Genomic DNA, 15,972 nt, shown 5'->3' on the forward strand with positions numbered 1-15,972 from the left:
GCGCGGGCCGGTCAGGCGGCGTAGGGGCGAGCGGTGCGGGCGTCGCGCAGCGTGCGGGCCCACCAGGCGAGCTGGTCGAACATGCCCTTGGCGGCGGTCGCGGCGGCCTCGTGCTCGTGCGGGCGGCCGTCGTCGTCGAACCGGCCCCAGGGGTTGTGGAAGCTGACGGTGTCGCGGACGGTGACGCAGTGCAGCTCGGCGAAGACCAGCCGGAGCTGCTCGACCGCCCGCAGGCCGCCCGCCATGCCGCCGTAGGACACGAACGCGACCGGCTTGGCGCGCCACTGGTCGTAGTGGGTGTCGATGAAGTTCTTCAGCACGCCCGGGAAGCTGTGGTTGTACTCGGGGGTGACGATGACGAAGGCGTCGGCGTCGGCCAGCACGACGGAGGCGGCGTCCAGGTCGGTGGGGTTGGCGGGGCGGGCGCCCAGCGCGTGCGGCAGCGGGATGCCGGCCAGGTCCAGGACCGTCACCTCCAGCTCGGGGTGGCGGCGGGCCTCGGCGGCGGCCCACGCGGCGACGGTCGGCCCGAAGCGGCCCTCCCGGGTGCTGCCGATGACGACGGCGACGCGCAGCTTCTCGGTCATGGTGCGTTCTCCCTGCTCAGCGGTGTTTCGCGGTACGGATGACGCTACGGACCGCCGGTGACCGGGGGCATCTGTCGGATGACTGGTCACGGTGACCGGCGGGTCCGGGCACCAGACTGGGACCTCAACGAAACTTGAGGTCAACCTCTCCGATCTGTATCGGCCGCTATAGAATGGGGGCATGACCAAGTCCCCGGGCCGCCCGCGCTCCTTCGACCGCGACGCCGCGCTGGAACAGGCCCTGCGCGAGTTCTGGCGCAACGGCTACGAGGCGACGTCGATCGCGGCGCTGACCGGCGCGATGGGCATCCGGCCGCCGAGCCTGTACGCGGCGTTCGGCGACAAACGGAAGCTGTTCGCCGAGTGCGTCCACCGCTACCAGGAGACCTACGCAGCCGCCGCCGGGCGTCGGCTGCGCGAGGAACCGGTCGGCCGCAAGGCGATCCAGCGTTTCCTGTACGACCTCGCGGACATCTACACCGACCCGTCCCACCCGCCGGGCTGCCTGATCATCACGGCCGCCGCCAACCACGCCCCCGAGTCGTCGGAGGTCGAGGCGGAGCTGCGGGCCATCCGGGAGGCGAGCAAGCAGACGTTCGCCGACCGCATCGAGGACGACGTGCGCGCGGGACGGCTGCCCGCCGACACCGACGTGAAGGGCCTCGCCACCTACTTGGCGGCGGTGGTGCAGGGCATGTCGCGCCAGTCGCAGGACGGCGCGACCCGCGAGGACCTGGAAAGCATCGCGAAAATGGCGATGCGCGCCTACCCCTGACCCGCATGCCGCGCGCCTACGGAGAGTCACGATCGAGGGGAATCCCATGGAGAGCGAGCTTCCGGCCGGGATCGGTGCACCGGCCACCCGGGCGCTGACCGGTGCGGGCTATCGGAGCCTTGAACAGTTCGCCGAGGTCAGCGAGCGCGACCTGCTCAAGCTGCACGGTGTCGGGCCCAAGGCGGTGCGGATCCTGCGCGAGACCCTCGCCGAGCGTGGGCTTTCCTTTCGAGAATGAGCATCTTCGGCGGTTGTCATTCGAGAGTGCGGTATTTCGGGCTTCTGGTTGAGGGGTTCCCGACGTCATCGCCTTCGTCAATTCCTCGATTCTCGGCGACGGATATCCCCTGTTCATCGATTCCTTCTTGTGGTCCGGGGCCGCCGACCGGCGCGACCGCAAAGGACGGCACCGCGACTCCTGGATGCGGCTGCTCCTCGCCGCCGGGGTGCTCTGATCGCCGTCGCGGAGGCGTACTAGGGTGCGTTCATGATCAATGTTGATCCGAGCCGGACCGCGCTCCTGCTGGTCGACCTGATGGACCGGATCGTCACCGCGCCGCTCGCGCCGCGTCCCGGTGTGGCGGCGCTGGAGGCCTCGGTCGCGCTGGCCGAGCGGTTCCGCGGGGCGGGCGCGCCCGTGGTGGCCGTCCGCGTCGAGCGTCCCGGCGTCGCCGAGCAGCCGCCCGGCAGCGACCTGGCCGAGCAGGTCGCGGCCCTGGCCGACGCGGTGATCGTCAAGCGCACCGTCGGCGCGTTCCACGGCACCGGCCTGCACGACCTGCTCCAGCGGTACGGGGTCGACACCCTCGTCCTGGCGGGCATCGCGACCAACATGGGGGTGGAGTCCACCGGCCGCGCCGCCGACGACCACGGCTACGCGACCGTCTACGTCGAGGACGCGATGACGGCGCTCAGCGCCGAGGAGCACCGCGCGGCGGTGTCGCTCGACCTGCCGCGTTTCGGAAAGGTCGTGCAGAGCGGCGAGCTGGAGTTCGGCGCGGCGGAGTGAAGCCTTTTTGGGCGGTGGAAACAGGGCGGAAAAGCGCGGGACGGCACGTTCGATAGTGTCCGCGCGAGATCATCATTCGGGGTCGGACCAGGGGGTGTGCCCGTTCGGCGGGCCGCCGGTGACGCGCAACGTGAAGGGGCGGTACTCGTCGTCGGCCTCCTCCACCGCGAACCCGGCGGCGGTGAGGATCGTGCCGATGGCGCGGACCATCGCGACCGCGACGGACCCGCTGAACAGCAGCGCCGGGTGCTGGTCGTCGACGTCGTCGGCGCTCACCGCGAAGGCCGCGGCGCGCGCGAGTTGCGGGTGCAGCCGCCAGGTGGCGTAGACCCCGCCCGCCGCGTCCGCGCCGTAGTCCACCTCGATCTCGGCACCCGCGCCCAGCGCCAGGTCCAGATCGCCGGACATCAGCGGGAGACCGGCCGCGGCGAGCGCGTTGCGCGCGCGGCCGGCGAGGCGGTCCCGGGCTCGGCAGGTGCCCGGCGTGGCTTTCTCGTATCTCACCAAGACACCTCATGATCGCCCTTGGATCCTGTGAGGTGAAGAGGCGGCCGCTCACCCGTTTCCGGCGGCCTCCCACGGGTCGCGCGAGTGGGGGCGCGGGGACGCGGGGCGGCGCTCGTCCGGCGCGGGGTCGTCGGGCAGCGACTCGGCCAGCGTCAGGATGCGGTCCAGGCCCATCCAGTTGAGCCGCTCGGCGAAGAACGCCGGAGGGCGCAGCACGATGAGCCGTCCCTGCCGCTCCCGCAGCCGCTTCCAGGCCCGGACGAGCACGTTGAGGCCGGTCGAATCACAGAACCGCAGGTCGGCGGCGTCCACGGCGACATGGGTGCGCCCGTCGGGGAGGGCGGGCACCGACAGGGCCTCCTCCAGCGCGGGCGCGGTGGCGATGTCCAGTTCCCCGGTCACCGCCACCACCACCCACCGGCCCTCGACGCGCCGGTGCAGCCCCATCTCGTCCTCGGCGAGCGCCCTGTCTGGCATCATGCCGTTTCACCCCGTGCGATGGTCGGCGTCGTTTTCTGCGCTCTACCCCGTCACGGCGGGACTATTGCGGACGGGTGGGGCCGCTGTGGGTTCACTGCGGCTTCGGGGACGCCGTCATGTACTTCATGCAGGCCATCACGGCCGCCTGCATCTTGGCCTTGTCGGTGTTGGGCGGCATTGACTGCCCCTGCGGCGGCAGCTCGATGCCGTTCCGCTTCATGCAGGCGGCGAAGTCGACGAGCGCCTTGGGCGTGGGCCGCGCTCCCGGCCCGCCGTCGTTCCCGGTGTTGCCGCCGCCGGTGCTGCCGGGCGGGGCGGACGCGCCGGGCGCGCCCGGCGGCAGCGAGCCGGACGGCGCGACCGACCCGCCGGGCGCCCCCGGGACGCCCGGCTGGCCCGGCGTGCCAGGGGCGGTGGCGGGCTGCTGCGGCGCCTGGGCCGTGCCGCCGGGCTCGTCGTCACCGCCGCACGCGGTGAGGAACAACGCCGGGGCCAGCAGCAACACCGCCGCACGGCTCGCTGAGAGCTTCATCGATGATCCTTTCAGGGGTGGGCGCTCACGGTAGGGCGTCCCACCGCCCGGCCGCTAGAGGACGGCTGAATGCGGTCGTTCCCCGACTTCAGCCAGGAACCCGGTGATCAGGTCCTGCCACTCGCGGGGACGCTCCACGAACGGCAGGTGGCCGGTGTCCAGCTCGGCGACGCGGGCGTCCGGGAGGGCGGCGGCCAGCTCGTACTGGAGCGCGGGCGACACGAGCTGGTCGGCGGTCGTGACCACCACCAGCGTGGGAACGGTGACGGCGGCCAGGTCGGTGCGCACGTCGGCGCGGTTCAGGACGAGATCGACGTGCTCGGCCGTGCCCGGCGGGACGGGCCCTTCGAGGACGGCCCGCAGCTGCTCCGCGTCGAGGGTCTCCAGGGTGGCGGGGCTGAACGCGGCGAGGGCGAGGAACGTGCCCAGGCGCGTCGGGTCGGGGTCGTCGAGAAGGGAGCCCCACAACCGCGCCGACAGGCGGAACCGGTTGTCGGGACGGGCGAACGCGGCGGTCAGCACCAGTGCGGAGACGCGCTCGGGGTGGCGGGCGGCGGCCCGCACGGCGACCGCGCCGCCGAGGGAGTAACCGGCGATCGCGAAGGTGTCCAGGCCCTCGTCCACGGCGGCGGCGACGAGTTGATCGGCCAGCTCGTCCAGCTCTAGGGACGCGGTGGAGCGCGGGGTCTCGCCGGTGCCGGGGTAGTCGACGGCGACCACGGTGTGGCGGGCGGCGAGGCCGTCGAGGATCGGACCGAAGTTGGCGGCCACGCCGCCGCCCGCGCCGTGCGCGAGGGCGAGACCGGGGCCGGAGCCGGCGACGGTGCGGGCGAAGGGGGAGGTCATGCGGGGGCTCCTTCTGTAGTGCTTGCTACAGAAAGAACCGTAGCGCAGATGTGTATCGGACGCTACATAAAGGGTCTCCGGCGGGTCGGGGAACAACCGGCGGGGGTGGGTGGTTACATGTGATGGTCGGTGTGCCTGGAGTCCCCGGGCCCTACCTATCGCCTTCACGGAATACCGTGGGCGCCGGACCCGCGCGAGCGGACTCCGGAGCCTGGCAGGAGCCGTGTTGTGCCTTTCGCCGAGAGGCGACCCGACACACCGGCCAAAGCCGACGGCCCCGCCGGACCTCGCGTCCGGCGGGGCCGCGGCATGTCCGGGCCAGGTCGCGGGGCGTCCCCGGGCCACGCTCGGGCGGAATGCGGCGCGTTCCCGGGCCACGGTTGGCCGGAATGCTGCGCATCTCCGGGTCACGCCCGAGCGGAATGCTGCGCGTCTCCAAGCCATGTTCGGCCGGAATGCTTCGTGTCTTCGGGCCTTTCGGGCGGTGGCAGACTTTCCGCCATGAGTCTCGCGGCACACCTGGAAGACCTCGGCCGGCCGCTGGTCGAGGAGCAGCTCGCCCACCCCACCGTGGCCGGTATCGCCCGGGGCGACCTGGACGAGGCGGTGTTCCGGTCCTGGCTGGAGCAGGACTACCTGTTCCTGCACGACTACGTGCGCGTCTTCGCTCGGCTGGCCTGGCAGGCCCCGTCCGCGCACCTGGGCGACCTGGTGGACCTCGCGCACGCCACCTTCCACGACGAGCTGGAGCTGCACCGGTCGTTGTCGGCGGAGTTCGGAGCCGACCTGGACGGCGCGAAGAAGGGCCCCGCCTGCGCCGCCTACACCACGTTCCTGCTGGACAGTGCCGCCGACTACGCCGCCGGGCTGGCGGCGCTCTACCCCTGCATGTGGGGCTACTCCACCCTCGGCGCGCGGCTGGCCGAGGACCCGCCCGCCGAGCCCCGCTACCGGCGCTGGGTGGACACCTACGCCGACCCCGGTTTCGCCGAGCTGACCCGCCGGTGCGCCCAGATGATCGACGAGGCGGGCGGCGACCGGCGGACCGCCGAGCGCCTGTTCCTGGAAGGCATGCGCCACGAGATCGCCTTCTGGGATGTGCCGCTTTGACGATTCCTTGAGCAGATCCGTACCGGTACGCCGGAAACGGCGGATCGTGACCGGGCGTCACCGGGCATGATCACCGATGTGCTGGAGATCAGGAGGGGGCTTCCCGACGCGGCGGCGCGGTACGCCGCGGCCAAGCTGTACTGGGCGGGGTTCTCCCGCAAGATGGAACCCGTGCTGGGCGGCCGGCAGCCGGTCGAGCTCGTCGCGAAGGCGCTGGTGCCCGAGAAGGTGATCGGAGCCTGGGACGGGGACCGGCTGCTGGGCGTCGCGTTCGTCATGGACGGCCCGCAGCCGGTGCTGCACATGAGCGCCGTCGACTTCGTGCACGAGTTCGGGGCCGTCGCGGGCTGGTGGCGCAGGCTGCTCGCCACCTTCGCCGCCTCCTCGCCGCCCGCCGACGGCGCGCTGATGCTGGACACCCTGGCGGTGTCGCCCGCCGCTCGCGGCATGGGCGTGGGAACCGCGCTGCTGAACGCGGTCGTCGCCGAGGCCCGGTCGCGCGGCCTGCGCGAGGTCCACCTGGAGGTCGTGGACACCAACCCGCGCGCCCGCGCGCTGTACGAACGGTTCGGGTTCGTGCCCGCCGGGACGGTCCGGACGCCCTACCTGCGCCGCCTGATGGGCTACGGGGCCGTGACCGCCATGCGTTTCGACGTGTCCTGGCCGACGCCCGCCGAACGGGAATGACCGCGCGGAAATGAGAAGGCCGCGTCCCCTGGAGGGACGCGGCCTGGCTGACATCGTTCTCCTTCCACGCGCCGGGGAAGGGCTTCGGGACATCGCACGCGCTTACCGCGCGGTGGCCGTGAAGGCCGCCGTGCGCACCTTGCCGCCGTGCTTGAAGTCCAGGAACAGCCGGTACTCGCCCGGCCCCGGGACGGCGGCGTGGAAGGCGATCTCGGGTCCCGGCGCGGTGACGCCGTCGCCCGGCTCGCCGCTCGGGTGCACGTGGACGTAGGCGAGGTCGCCCGCCCGCAGCACCACCAGGTGCCCGTACGCGCCGAGGTAGGGCTCCAGGTCGGTGACCGGGACGCCGTCCTTGCGCACGGTCAGCACGAGGTGGCCACCGGCTCCGGCGGCCGGGTCGCCGGTGAGGGCGACCTCGTAGCCGTCGACGGTGAACGCCCGCGCCGCCCCGGGGAGGGGGCGCTGCTCGGCCTGGCCGGTGACGGTGAGGTCGGCGTGCAGGGTCAGGGTGCCGCCGGCGCCCTCGGGCGCGGTGTCGGCGAACGCGCGGTAGGGCCCGGCCTCGGGGAGGTCGAGGCGCACCGTCCAGGTGCCGTCGTCCGCGCGCTCGGGGTGGACGTGCCAGAAGGCGGTGAGGTCGGCGCGCACGACGATCAGGTGCAGCTCGCGGTCGTGGACGGGGGTGTAGGCGGTGGCCGGGACGCCGTGCTCGTCGAGGACGCGGAAGCGGAGGGTGGTCTCGCCCGGCGCGAACTCGGTGACGGGGAAGTCGAGGGTGTAGGCGGGGGTGGTGTGGGCCGGTTGGTGGGCGGCGTGCGAGGTGTGAGCGGCGTGGTGGTGCGCGGTGTGTTCCATGTCCTGAAATTTATACCCCTAGGGGGTACCTGACAAGGTGGTGGAATGTGAACTCCGCCACCACTGGTGCTTGGCGGGGCTCACGGGTGGGAAGGTGTTTGACTACTAACAGTCATTATCTGATCGCGAAGAGTGAAGTAAGGTTCGGAGAGTGCGCGCGAGCCGATACCGCCAGGTATCAACCGGTCGCCCCATCGACTGGCTGGGGCCGGTTCTGCTCGCCACGGCCCTGTTCCTGACCTGCGTCTACGGTCTGGGCGGGTCGGAGCCGATGACTTCCACGGCTCCCGCCACTTCCACGGTTCCTGGCGCGCCCGTCGCCTCCGCTCCGTCCGGTGCCTCCGTCGGCTCCGCCGCGTCCCGTGTCACCGCCGGGCAGAGTGGTGGGGCCGTCGTGTCCGCCGTCCGATCCGGCGGAGAGCACAGCCGGGGCGCCGAGCCTGAAGACCAGAACGCCGCCAGGATGCGGCCGGTCGCACGTCAGGCCGTCGTCCGTTCCCTGATGTTCGTGCGCGCGCTGCCGCTCGTCGGCAAGCTCGCGTGGCGGGACGAGCCCGATCCCGCGGCCGCCCATCCCGCGCCTCCGCCCGGACGGCTGGCGGGCCACGCCGGTCGCGCCCCTGGCGCGCGCCTGCTCATCACCCTGCGGATCTCCCGCGTCTAGAAGCCCCCCGGCGCGGCGTTCCCAGGGGTCTCCGATGCTTCACGCACGGCCGGACGCCCTGTCCGGCCTGCCCGCAGAACGCCCGTGCCCGCAGTGATCCGTACGTTCACCCCAGAACAAGGAGCGGGAATCCATGAGAGTCCGGGACCTGCACGTCATCACCGAGAAGTGGCACTTCTACTGCATGAACTGCCTGCGCTCCTGGGAGCGCGTGTTCGAGGCGTGGCACTCCGACGACGGCCACGGCGGCGCGGCGGTCGCCTGGCGGCTGGACGGCCAGGCCAGCCTGCCGCCGTGGTCGGACCCCATCTGCCCGACCTGCCTGGGCCTCCAGGTCAAGGCGCTGCCGGGCGGATCGCGTGATCTGATCCCGCCGCAGCGCTGACCCCGGAGAAGGGAACGAGCGCCGCCCCCGCGTTCGGGGGCGGCGCTCGCGGCGGCCGGAGCGGCGGGTCAGCGACCGGCCGTGACCTCCTCGCGGGCCGTGGCGCGCGGCGCGGCGACGGCCTCGGCGTCGCCGTTCAGCGCCTTGAAGCGGCGCAGCCGCAGGCTGTTGCTCACCACGAAGACCGAGGAGAAGGCCATCGCCCCACCGGCGATCATCGGGTTGAGCAGCCCGGCGGCCGCCAGCGGCAGGGCCAGCACGTTGTAGGCGAACGCCCAGAACAGGTTGCTCTTGATCGTGCGCAGCGTGCGGCGCGACAGCCGGATCGCGTCGGCGGCGGCCCGCAGGTCGCCGCGGACCAGCGTCAGGTCCGACGCCTCGATCGCCACGTCGGTCCCGGTGCCCATCGCCAGGCCGAGGTCGGCCTGGGCGAGCGCGGCCGCGTCGTTGACGCCGTCGCCGACCATCGCGACCGTGCGGCCCTCGCCCTGCAGGCGCTTGACGACCTCGACCTTGTCCTGCGGCAGCACCTCGGCGATGACCTCGTCGATGCCCACCGCGTCGGCCACCGTGCGGGCGACGGTCTCGTTGTCGCCGGTCAGCAGCACCGGCCGCAACCCGAGCGCCCTGAGCTGGGAGATCGCCTCGGCGGAGGTCGGCTTGACCTGGTCCGCGACGGTGATCACCGCGCGGGCCGCGCCGTCCCAGCCCACCGCGACCGCGGTGTGGCCGAGCGCCTGCGCGTCGGCCATGGCCCGCTCCAGCTCCGGGGTGAGGCGCTGGGACCAGTCGGCCAGCAGTTGCGGGCGGCCGACCAGCACGGCGTGCCCGTCCACGATGCCCTGCACGCCCAGGCCCTCGACGTTGGCGAAGTCCTCGACGGTGCCGAGCTCCCCGGCGCGCTCGGCCGCGCCCTTGGCGACGGCCTGCGCGATGGGGTGCTCGGAGGCGTTCTCCAGCGCCCCGGCCAGCCGCAGCACCTCGGCCTCGTCCTGGCCGTCGGCGGTGACGACGTCCACCAGCGCCATGCGGCCGGTGGTGACGGTGCCGGTCTTGTCCAGCACGACGGTGTCGACGGCGCGGGTGGACTCCAGCACCTCCGGGCCCTTGATCAGGATGCCGAGCTGCGCGCCGCGGCCGGTGCCGACCATGAGGGCGGTCGGGGTGGCCAGGCCCAGGGCGCACGGGCAGGCGATGATCAGGACGGCGACGGCGGCGGTGAAGGCGGCGGCCAGCCCCGCGCCGGTGCCGATCCAGAAGCCGAGGGTGGCCACCGCGATGGCGATCACGATCGGCACGAAGATGCCGGAGACGGTGTCGGCCAGCCGCTGCACCTGCGCCTTGCCGGTCTGGGCCTCCTCCACCAGGCGCGCCATCTGCGCGAGCTGGGTGTCGGAGCCGACCCGGGTCGCCCGCACCAGCAGGCGGCCGCCGGCGTTGACGGTCGCGCCGGTCACGGTGTCGCCGGGGCCGACCTCGACCGGCACCGACTCGCCGGTGAGCAGCGAGGCGTCCACCGCCGAGGAGCCCTCCTCGACCACGCCGTCGGTGGCGATCTTCTCGCCGGGACGGACCACGAACACGTCGCCGGTGGCGAGCTGATCGGCCGGGACGCGCTCCTCGCGCCCGTTCCGGACGACCGAGACCTCCTTGGCGCCCAGGTCCAGCAGGGCGCGCAGCGCAGCGCCGGCGCGGCGCTTGGAGCGGGCCTCGAAGTAGCGTCCGGCCAGGATGAAGGCGATCACCCCGGCGGCGGCCTCCAGGTAGATGTTGGCCGAGCCGTCCGAGCGGGTCATCGAGAACTCGAAGCCGTGCCGCATGCCGGGGGTGCCCGCCGAGCCGAGGAACAGCGCCCAGAGCGACCAGCCGAACGCGGCGAGCGTGCCCACCGACACCAGCGTGTCCATGGTGGCGGCGCCGTGCCGCAGGTTGGTCCAGGCGGCCTTGTGGAACGGCCACCCGGCGTACACGACCACGGGTGCGGCGAGCGTCAGCGACAACCACTGCCAGTACTCGAACTGGAACGCCGGGATCATCGCCATCGCGATGACCGGGACCGACAACGTCAGCGCGGTGATCAGGCGCTGGCGCAGCGGGCGCAGCTCGTCGGCCTCTCCTGCCGGGGCGGCCTCGTCGGACTCCTGCCTGGGCGGCGCGGGCGGCTCGGCGGTGTAGCCGGCCTTCTCGACCGAGGCGATCAGGTCCTCCGGGGTCACCCCCTCGGAGAACTCGACCCTGGCCTTCTCGGTGGCGTAGTTGACGGTGGCGGTGACGCCCTCGATCTTGTTGAGCCGCTTCTCGATGCGGGCGGCGCACGACGCGCAGGTCATCCCGCCGATCGCCAGCTCGATCTGCTGCCCGGACGTGCTGCCGGTGCCCATCGCTCGCTCCTCTCCGTGGTCGTGCGGGACGTCTAGTGGGTGTGCCCGTCGGCGTCGTGCCCGACGGGTTGTTCTGCGGGCTCGTCCTCTGCTGGGGCCTGCGGTGCCTGCGCGTCGCCCGCCAGGGCCGTGAACTCGGCGGTGCGGACCTTGCCCGCGTGCTGGAAGTCCAGGTAGAGACGGTACGCGCCCGTGCTCGGCACCTCGGCGTAGAAGGTGATGTCCGGTCCGGGGCTGGTCTTGCCGTCGCCGGGTTCGCCGTCGGGGTGCACGTGCAGGTAGGCGAGGTCGCGGTCGCGCAGGGCGACCAGGTGGCCGTACGCCTCAAGGTACGGCTGGAGGTCGGTGACCGGTTCGCCGTCCTTGCTGACCGACAACGTGAGCTTGCTGGTCCGGCCCGGCGTGAGGATGCCGTTCAGCTTGACCTCGTAGCCGTCCACCTTGGCGACCTGCTCGGCCTTCGGCAGCGCCGCGGGCTCGTAGTTCCCCGGGGCGACGACGTCGGTGCCGAGGGTGAGCTGCTGCGCGGCCCCGGCGGGCTTGATGTCGGTGAAGAAGCGGTAGGTGCCCGCGGTCGGCAACGTCAGCGGGATCGACCAGACGCCGCCCCCGGCCTCGACCGGGTGCAGGTGCTGGAAGCCCGACAGGTCGCGGCGGGCCACGATGAGGTGCAGCTTCTTGCCGTGCAGGGGCTGGTAGTCGGTGACCGGCTTGCCGTCCCGGCCGGTGACGGTGAACCGGAAGTCGGTCTTCTCGCCGGGGCGGACGGTGGTGGTGGCCGGGGTGAGCGTGTAGCCGTCCTGGGAGACCTGGAGGCCGCCGGGGACGGGGGTAGGGGTATCGGCTCCGTGCTTGCCGGACTTGCCGGACTTGCCGTTCTTGGTGGTTCCGTGGTCGCCGCCGTGGCCGCCGGAGCTCGCCTCGGCGGTGGAGCCGACGGGGCCGGTCAGATTGCCGACCCCGACGGCTCCACCGAAGACGGCGGCCAGGCCCAGGGTGAACGCCCCCAGCTTGGTCGCGGTGTTCATCTCATGCCTTCACTTCGTAACCGGCCTCTTCGACGGCGTCCCGCACCAGGGCGTCGTCGAGGGGGCCGTCGCTGGTCACGGTGACCTGGCCGCTGGCGAGGTCCACGTCCACGGCGGTGACGCCGGCCACCTGGCCGACCTCCTGCTTGACCGAGCCGACGCAGTGGCCGCAGGTCATTCCGGCGACGGTGTAGGTGGCGGTGCTCATGGCGTTCCCTCTTCTTCTCGCGTTCTGTACCCCAGGGGGGTATCTCGTGGCCCTCATGCTGGCACAACCGGACGTCCGGTGCAACCCCTACCCCCTAGGGGTTATTTCATGATCCAGCTCACAGTACTGCACAATACCCTAGGGGGGTAAGGTTCCCGGCATTCCACTTCCTTCGGGATCTTCGGATCCCGCTGTCCTTCGGAGTCGTGAGATGTCCCTTCCTTCGCAACCGCGCCGCATCGTGATCGCCGGAGCCTCCCTGGCGGGTCTGCGCGCCGCCCAGAGCCTGCGCGCCGAGGGCTTCGCCGGCGACATCACCCTCGTCGGCGCCGAACCGCGCCCGCCCTACAACCGGCCGCCGCTGTCCAAGAGCGTGCTCACCGGAGACGACGACGTGACCCTGCCGGGCGACGAGGTCGACGCGCACTGGCTGGGCGGACGCCGGGCCATCAGCCTGGACGTCGCCGGGCGCCGGGTCGCGGTGGACGACGGGAGCGACCTTCCCTACGACGGACTGGTGATCGCTACCGGCGCTCGGCCGCGTCGGCTGGCCGAGGACCAGATGGGGTACGCGGGGGTGCACGTGTTGCGCACCGTGGAGCACGCGCAGGCGTTGCGGGCGGGGCTGGGTGGGGTTGCCGGTGCGGCTGGGCGGGTCGTCGTCATCGGTGGTGGCTTTATTGGGGGCGAGGTGGCCTCGACGGCGCGCTCGCTGGGGGCGGAGGTGACGCTCGTCGAGGCGGGCGAGCTGCCGATGGCCGGGGTGGTCGGGGAGGTGGCGGCCGGGTGGTTGGCCGAGCACCACCGCCGGAACGGGGTCGAGTTGATCACCGGTATGCGGGTGGTCGGGCTGGTGGGCGAGGGTGGGGAGCCTGGTGAGGGCGGGGAGTTTGGTGAAGGCTGGGAGTCTGGTGAGGGGCGGCGGTTGGGGGCGGGGCGGGGGGCTCGGCGGGTGCGTGCCGTTCGGTTGGACGGTGGGCGTGAGGTCGCTGCTGATCTCGTCGTGGTGGCGATCGGAGTGGTCCCCAACACCGAGTGGCTGGAGGGCAGCGGGTTGACGCTGGACGACGGCGTCGTCACCGACCAAGCTCTGTTCGCCGCGCCCGACGTCGTCGCGGCCGGGGACGTGGTGCGCTGGCCGCATGGGTTGTTCGGCGAGCGGGTGCGGGTCGAGCACTGGGCCAACGCCAACGACCAGGGGCTGCTGGCGGCCCGCAATCTGCTGCGCGGGCCTGCGGAGGCCGAGCCGTACGCCGAGGTGCCGGGGTTGGGGACGCGTGTGCACGGGGCGCGCGTGCAGTGGGCCGGGTTGCCGCACCTGGGGGACGCGAGCCATCTGGTCGCGGGGAAGGCGGAGGACGACAAATTCGCGGTCGCTTTTACGCGGGGCGGGATTTTGGTGGGTGCGGCTGCGGTCGCATTCCCGAAGGAACTGAACCGGTTGCGTCGGGGCATCGTGGCGGGGTCGGCGCTGGCGGCCGGCTGAGACGGGGTTCGGCGTTATCTGAGGCGTCGTCTAGAGCGTTGTCCGAGGCCTTTTGGTGGGGCTTTCCGGGGCGCGGGCACCCGAGATGGGGACGGTTTGGGCAGCACGTTACAAGGAAGTTATCCACAGCCCTGTGTGGCGTCGCAGACCCGATCTCCTTAGCGGTTTGTCTACTTTTGTCGAGGTAAGGGGGGCGGGATGCCCGCTCTTCCGGCTGCTCTCGGGGTTGTGCACAGCGTTGTCCACAGGTTTCCACAGCCCTGTGGACAGCTCCATCGCCGATACTTGACACATGCCTGAGCTACCCGAGGTGGAGGCGCTGGCCGCCTTCCTGCGCGAACGCGCCACGGGGCACGCCGTCGCGGGCACCGATGTTCTCGCGATCTCCGCGCTCAAGACCTACGACCCGCCGATCACCGCGCTCAACGGCCTGATCGTCACCGACACCGTCCGGCGCGGGAAGTTCCTGGACATCGACGTGGACGGTCTGCACCTGATCATCCATCTGGCACGGGCGGGCTGGCTCCGCTGGCACGAGGAGCTGCCCGCCCGCCTGGGCCGCGCCGGCGGGCGAAACCCGCTGGCCGTCCGCGTGCACCTGGACGACGGGTCCGGCTTCGACCTGACCGAGATGGGGACGAAGAAGGGCCTGGCCGTCTACCTGGTCCGCAACCCGGCCGACGTGCCGGGCGTGGCGGCGCTGGGCCCCGACCCGCTGGACGAGGCATTCACGCCCGAGGCGCTGGGCGCGATCGTGGCGGGCAAGCGGACCCAGATCAAGGGCCTGCTGCGCGACCAGAAGGTGATCGCCGGGATCGGCAACGCCTATTCCGACGAGGTGCTGCACGTCGCCCGGATGTCGCCGTTCAAGGTGGCGGCGACGCTGGACGAATCCGACGTCGCCACTCTGCATTCGGCGATCGTGACGACCCTGCGCGAGGCGGTGGGCCGGGCCGAAGGGCTGCACGCGCAGGATCTCAAGGGAGAGAAGAAGACAGGACTGCGCGTCCATGGGCGGGCCGGGGAGAAATGCCCGGTCTGCGGGGACGTCGTGCGCGAGGTGTCGTTCGCCGACTCCGCGCTCCAGTACTGTCCGACGTGCCAGACGGGTGGAAAGCCGCTTGCCGATCGCCGTATGTCGCGCCTGTTGAAATAGCTTTGTGTGGCTTGGCTTGGCTTGGGTTCGGGTGGTTCGGCGTGGTGTGTTTTCCGGGTCAGCGCACCTTCGGGACGTCGCCGAACAACGGCTTGAGCTTGGTCCAGCGGCTCAGCTCACAACCGTCGGTACGGGTGAACTTGGCGTCCACCGGCTGACCCTTCCAGGTGCCCTTGACCGTGGCGATCTCGGGACCGCCATAGATCTTGGTGCAGATCTGCTGCTCGGGCGGGGCCTTGAAGGGGTCCTGGGCCTGCGCGAGCGTGGCGCACGCCTGGTCCTTGCGCGGGTGGTCCCCGCCGGCCGGGTCGCAGGTGAGCGTCCAGGTCTTGGCCGGCGCCTGCGCCGACGCCTTGACCGCGACCGTGAGCCGATCCGCCGGCGCGGACGGGTCGGCCTGCGTCGGCTGGAGGGACACGGTGCGCTGGTCAGCGGGTTTGTCCGTGGCCTGTTCGGTGCCGCAACCCGCCAGTGCCATGATCATGGCTAGGCCGGGCGTGGTGAAAAGGAGCGTCCGATACCGCATGAGTGATTCGACGCGGGCGGGTTCCGCGCGGTTCCATGGAGGTGTGATGTTTTTCGGGGATGAGGTTCCGGCGGTCGACGCGGCCGCCGTCTCACAGGACGCCTACCTGCTGGACGTGCGGGAACAGGACGAGTGGGACGCGGGGCACGCGCCCGAGGCGGTGCACATCCCGATGGGGGAGCTGAGCGACCGCGCCGGTGAGATCCCGCGCGACCGGGAGGTCTTCGTGATCTGCCGGTCGGGCATGCGCTCGGCCCAGGTGACGGTGGCCCTGAACCAGGCGGGCTGGCTGGCGCGCAACGTGACGGGCGGGATGAAGCGCTGGGCGGAGGCCGGTCGTCCGATGGAGGCCGGGGGCGGGCAGGACGGGGCGCCTTACGTGGCTTAGGTCGTGGCTTGGGTCTGGCTTGCGCCAGACGTCACCTGCGCCGCCTGCTCCTGCACTGCGTGGGGCGCCGCTTTACCGCCTGCCTTGTTTTGCCCGGCTCGCGCAGCGAGCCGGGCAAAACAAGGCAGGCGTAGTTCTAGGCCCGGCCTGGGGTAGGCGGTATGGGGGCTGAGTGCCTTCGGGCGGGGTGAGGTTGTTGTTTGGGTGCGGGGCGCGGGGTTGAGGTAGGTGGTCGGGTGCTGAAAACCCGCACGGGGTGGGGTCGCTGGGTATCTGGATCAACCCCGCGCGGGCTGGGGGTTGTTGGTTAGGTGCGGGAAACCCGCGCGGGGCTGGGCTTGGGTGCGCCCGTGTAGACCCCC

20 protein-coding genes are annotated in these 15,972 nt (G+C 71.9%); 10 read left to right on the plus strand and 10 right to left on the minus strand.

Annotated features, from left to right (window positions below; all coding sequences use genetic code 11):
- Positions 1 to 11: 11 nt before the first annotated feature.
- A complete protein-coding gene (locus AH6_RS36815; RefSeq protein ID WP_067489751.1) occupies positions 12 to 587 on the minus strand; it encodes an NADPH-dependent FMN reductase in 576 nt (191 codons plus the stop codon).
- A 181-nt stretch (positions 588 to 768) separates the two neighbouring features.
- Here AH6_RS36815 and AH6_RS36820 point away from each other — a divergent pair, with 181 nt between their 5' ends.
- The 3 genes from AH6_RS36820 to AH6_RS36830 all read left to right on the plus strand — a co-directional run bounded on the left by AH6_RS36820 (position 769) and on the right by AH6_RS36830 (position 2,371).
- Complete coding sequence (locus AH6_RS36820; protein ID WP_067489754.1) at positions 769 to 1,362, plus strand: TetR/AcrR family transcriptional regulator; 594 nt, start codon at positions 769 to 771, stop codon at positions 1,360 to 1,362.
- Positions 1,363 to 1,408: 46 nt separating this feature from the next.
- A complete protein-coding gene (locus AH6_RS36825; RefSeq protein WP_067489759.1) occupies positions 1,409 to 1,600 on the plus strand; it encodes a helix-hairpin-helix domain-containing protein in 192 nt (63 codons plus the stop codon).
- A 249-nt stretch (positions 1,601 to 1,849) separates the two neighbouring features.
- Positions 1,850 to 2,371, plus strand: a complete 522-nt coding sequence (locus AH6_RS36830) for an isochorismatase family protein (protein ID WP_067489762.1) — start codon at positions 1,850 to 1,852, stop codon at positions 2,369 to 2,371.
- Positions 2,372 to 2,443: 72 nt separating this feature from the next.
- Here AH6_RS36830 and AH6_RS36835 read toward each other — a convergent pair whose 3' ends face one another.
- The 4 genes from AH6_RS36835 to AH6_RS36850 all read right to left on the minus strand — a co-directional run bounded on the left by AH6_RS36835 (position 2,444) and on the right by AH6_RS36850 (position 4,736).
- Positions 2,444 to 2,875, minus strand: a complete 432-nt coding sequence (locus tag AH6_RS36835) for a hypothetical protein (RefSeq protein WP_067489765.1) — start codon at positions 2,873 to 2,875, stop codon at positions 2,444 to 2,446.
- Between the two features lie 51 nt (positions 2,876 to 2,926).
- Positions 2,927 to 3,358: an STAS domain-containing protein gene (locus AH6_RS36840; protein ID WP_067489768.1), complete on the minus strand. Its 432-nt coding sequence runs from the start codon at positions 3,356 to 3,358 to the stop codon at positions 2,927 to 2,929.
- A 91-nt stretch (positions 3,359 to 3,449) separates the two neighbouring features.
- Positions 3,450 to 3,890, minus strand: coding sequence for a hypothetical protein (locus AH6_RS36845; protein WP_067489771.1), 441 nt, complete (start codon positions 3,888 to 3,890; stop codon positions 3,450 to 3,452).
- Between the two features lie 54 nt (positions 3,891 to 3,944).
- Complete coding sequence (locus tag AH6_RS36850) at positions 3,945 to 4,736, minus strand: alpha/beta fold hydrolase (protein WP_067489774.1); 792 nt, start codon at positions 4,734 to 4,736, stop codon at positions 3,945 to 3,947.
- 501 nt (positions 4,737 to 5,237) lie between these two features.
- On the opposite strand from AH6_RS36850, the gene AH6_RS36855 reads away from it, so the two are divergent.
- Together AH6_RS36855 and AH6_RS36860 are read left to right on the plus strand one after the other, a co-directional pair.
- A complete protein-coding gene (locus AH6_RS36855) occupies positions 5,238 to 5,846 on the plus strand; it encodes a TenA family protein (RefSeq protein ID WP_067489777.1) in 609 nt (202 codons plus the stop codon).
- A 66-nt stretch (positions 5,847 to 5,912) separates the two neighbouring features.
- Positions 5,913 to 6,533: a GNAT family N-acetyltransferase gene (locus tag AH6_RS36860; RefSeq protein WP_067489780.1), complete on the plus strand. Its 621-nt coding sequence runs from the start codon at positions 5,913 to 5,915 to the stop codon at positions 6,531 to 6,533.
- Between the two features lie 102 nt (positions 6,534 to 6,635).
- Here AH6_RS36860 and AH6_RS36865 read toward each other — a convergent pair whose 3' ends face one another.
- Positions 6,636 to 7,388 (minus strand): DUF8832 domain-containing protein, encoded by a 753-nt coding sequence (locus tag AH6_RS36865; protein WP_067489783.1) that lies wholly within the window; start codon positions 7,386 to 7,388, stop codon positions 6,636 to 6,638.
- A 394-nt stretch (positions 7,389 to 7,782) separates the two neighbouring features.
- On the opposite strand from AH6_RS36865, the gene AH6_RS36870 reads away from it, so the two are divergent.
- Positions 7,783 to 8,052 (plus strand): hypothetical protein, encoded by a 270-nt coding sequence (locus AH6_RS36870; protein ID WP_157431944.1) that lies wholly within the window; start codon positions 7,783 to 7,785, stop codon positions 8,050 to 8,052.
- Positions 8,053 to 8,185: 133 nt separating this feature from the next.
- Complete coding sequence (locus AH6_RS36875) at positions 8,186 to 8,437, plus strand: hypothetical protein (protein WP_067489789.1); 252 nt, start codon at positions 8,186 to 8,188, stop codon at positions 8,435 to 8,437.
- 68 nt (positions 8,438 to 8,505) lie between these two features.
- Here the strand turns inward: AH6_RS36875 and AH6_RS36880 are convergent, their stop codons facing one another.
- From AH6_RS36880 to AH6_RS36890, 3 genes are read right to left on the minus strand one after another with little or no spacing between them, the layout of a single operon-like run.
- The gene (locus tag AH6_RS36880; protein WP_067489792.1) at positions 8,506 to 10,818 is read right to left on the minus strand and encodes a heavy metal translocating P-type ATPase; all 2,313 of its coding nucleotides are present in this window, start codon (positions 10,816 to 10,818) and stop codon (positions 8,506 to 8,508) included.
- Positions 10,819 to 10,850: 32 nt separating this feature from the next.
- A complete protein-coding gene (locus tag AH6_RS36885) occupies positions 10,851 to 11,846 on the minus strand; it encodes a DUF8832 domain-containing protein (RefSeq protein WP_067489794.1) in 996 nt (331 codons plus the stop codon).
- A 1-nt stretch (position 11,847) separates the two neighbouring features.
- Entirely contained in the window at positions 11,848 to 12,054 is a 207-nt protein-coding gene (locus tag AH6_RS36890) for a heavy-metal-associated domain-containing protein (RefSeq protein ID WP_067489797.1), read from the minus strand.
- A 211-nt stretch (positions 12,055 to 12,265) separates the two neighbouring features.
- On the opposite strand from AH6_RS36890, the gene AH6_RS36895 reads away from it, so the two are divergent.
- Both AH6_RS36895 and AH6_RS36900 read left to right on the plus strand, forming a co-directional pair.
- A complete protein-coding gene (locus AH6_RS36895; protein ID WP_067489800.1) occupies positions 12,266 to 13,540 on the plus strand; it encodes an NAD(P)/FAD-dependent oxidoreductase in 1,275 nt (424 codons plus the stop codon).
- A gap of 292 nt (positions 13,541 to 13,832) precedes the next feature.
- Positions 13,833 to 14,696: an Fpg/Nei family DNA glycosylase gene (locus tag AH6_RS36900; RefSeq protein WP_067489803.1), complete on the plus strand. Its 864-nt coding sequence runs from the start codon at positions 13,833 to 13,835 to the stop codon at positions 14,694 to 14,696.
- 58 nt (positions 14,697 to 14,754) lie between these two features.
- On the opposite strand, the gene AH6_RS36905 is transcribed toward AH6_RS36900, so the two are convergent.
- Complete coding sequence (locus tag AH6_RS36905) at positions 14,755 to 15,222, minus strand: SSI family serine proteinase inhibitor (protein ID WP_067489806.1); 468 nt, start codon at positions 15,220 to 15,222, stop codon at positions 14,755 to 14,757.
- Positions 15,223 to 15,268: 46 nt separating this feature from the next.
- Here AH6_RS36905 and AH6_RS36910 point away from each other — a divergent pair, with 46 nt between their 5' ends.
- Positions 15,269 to 15,610, plus strand: coding sequence for a rhodanese-like domain-containing protein (locus tag AH6_RS36910; RefSeq protein ID WP_067489809.1), 342 nt, complete (start codon positions 15,269 to 15,271; stop codon positions 15,608 to 15,610).
- Positions 15,611 to 15,972 lie beyond the last annotated feature (362 nt).

The organism is Actinomadura hibisca NBRC 15177, from assembly GCF_001552635.1.
Lineage (GTDB): Bacteria > Actinomycetota > Actinomycetes > Streptosporangiales > Streptosporangiaceae > Spirillospora > Spirillospora hibisca.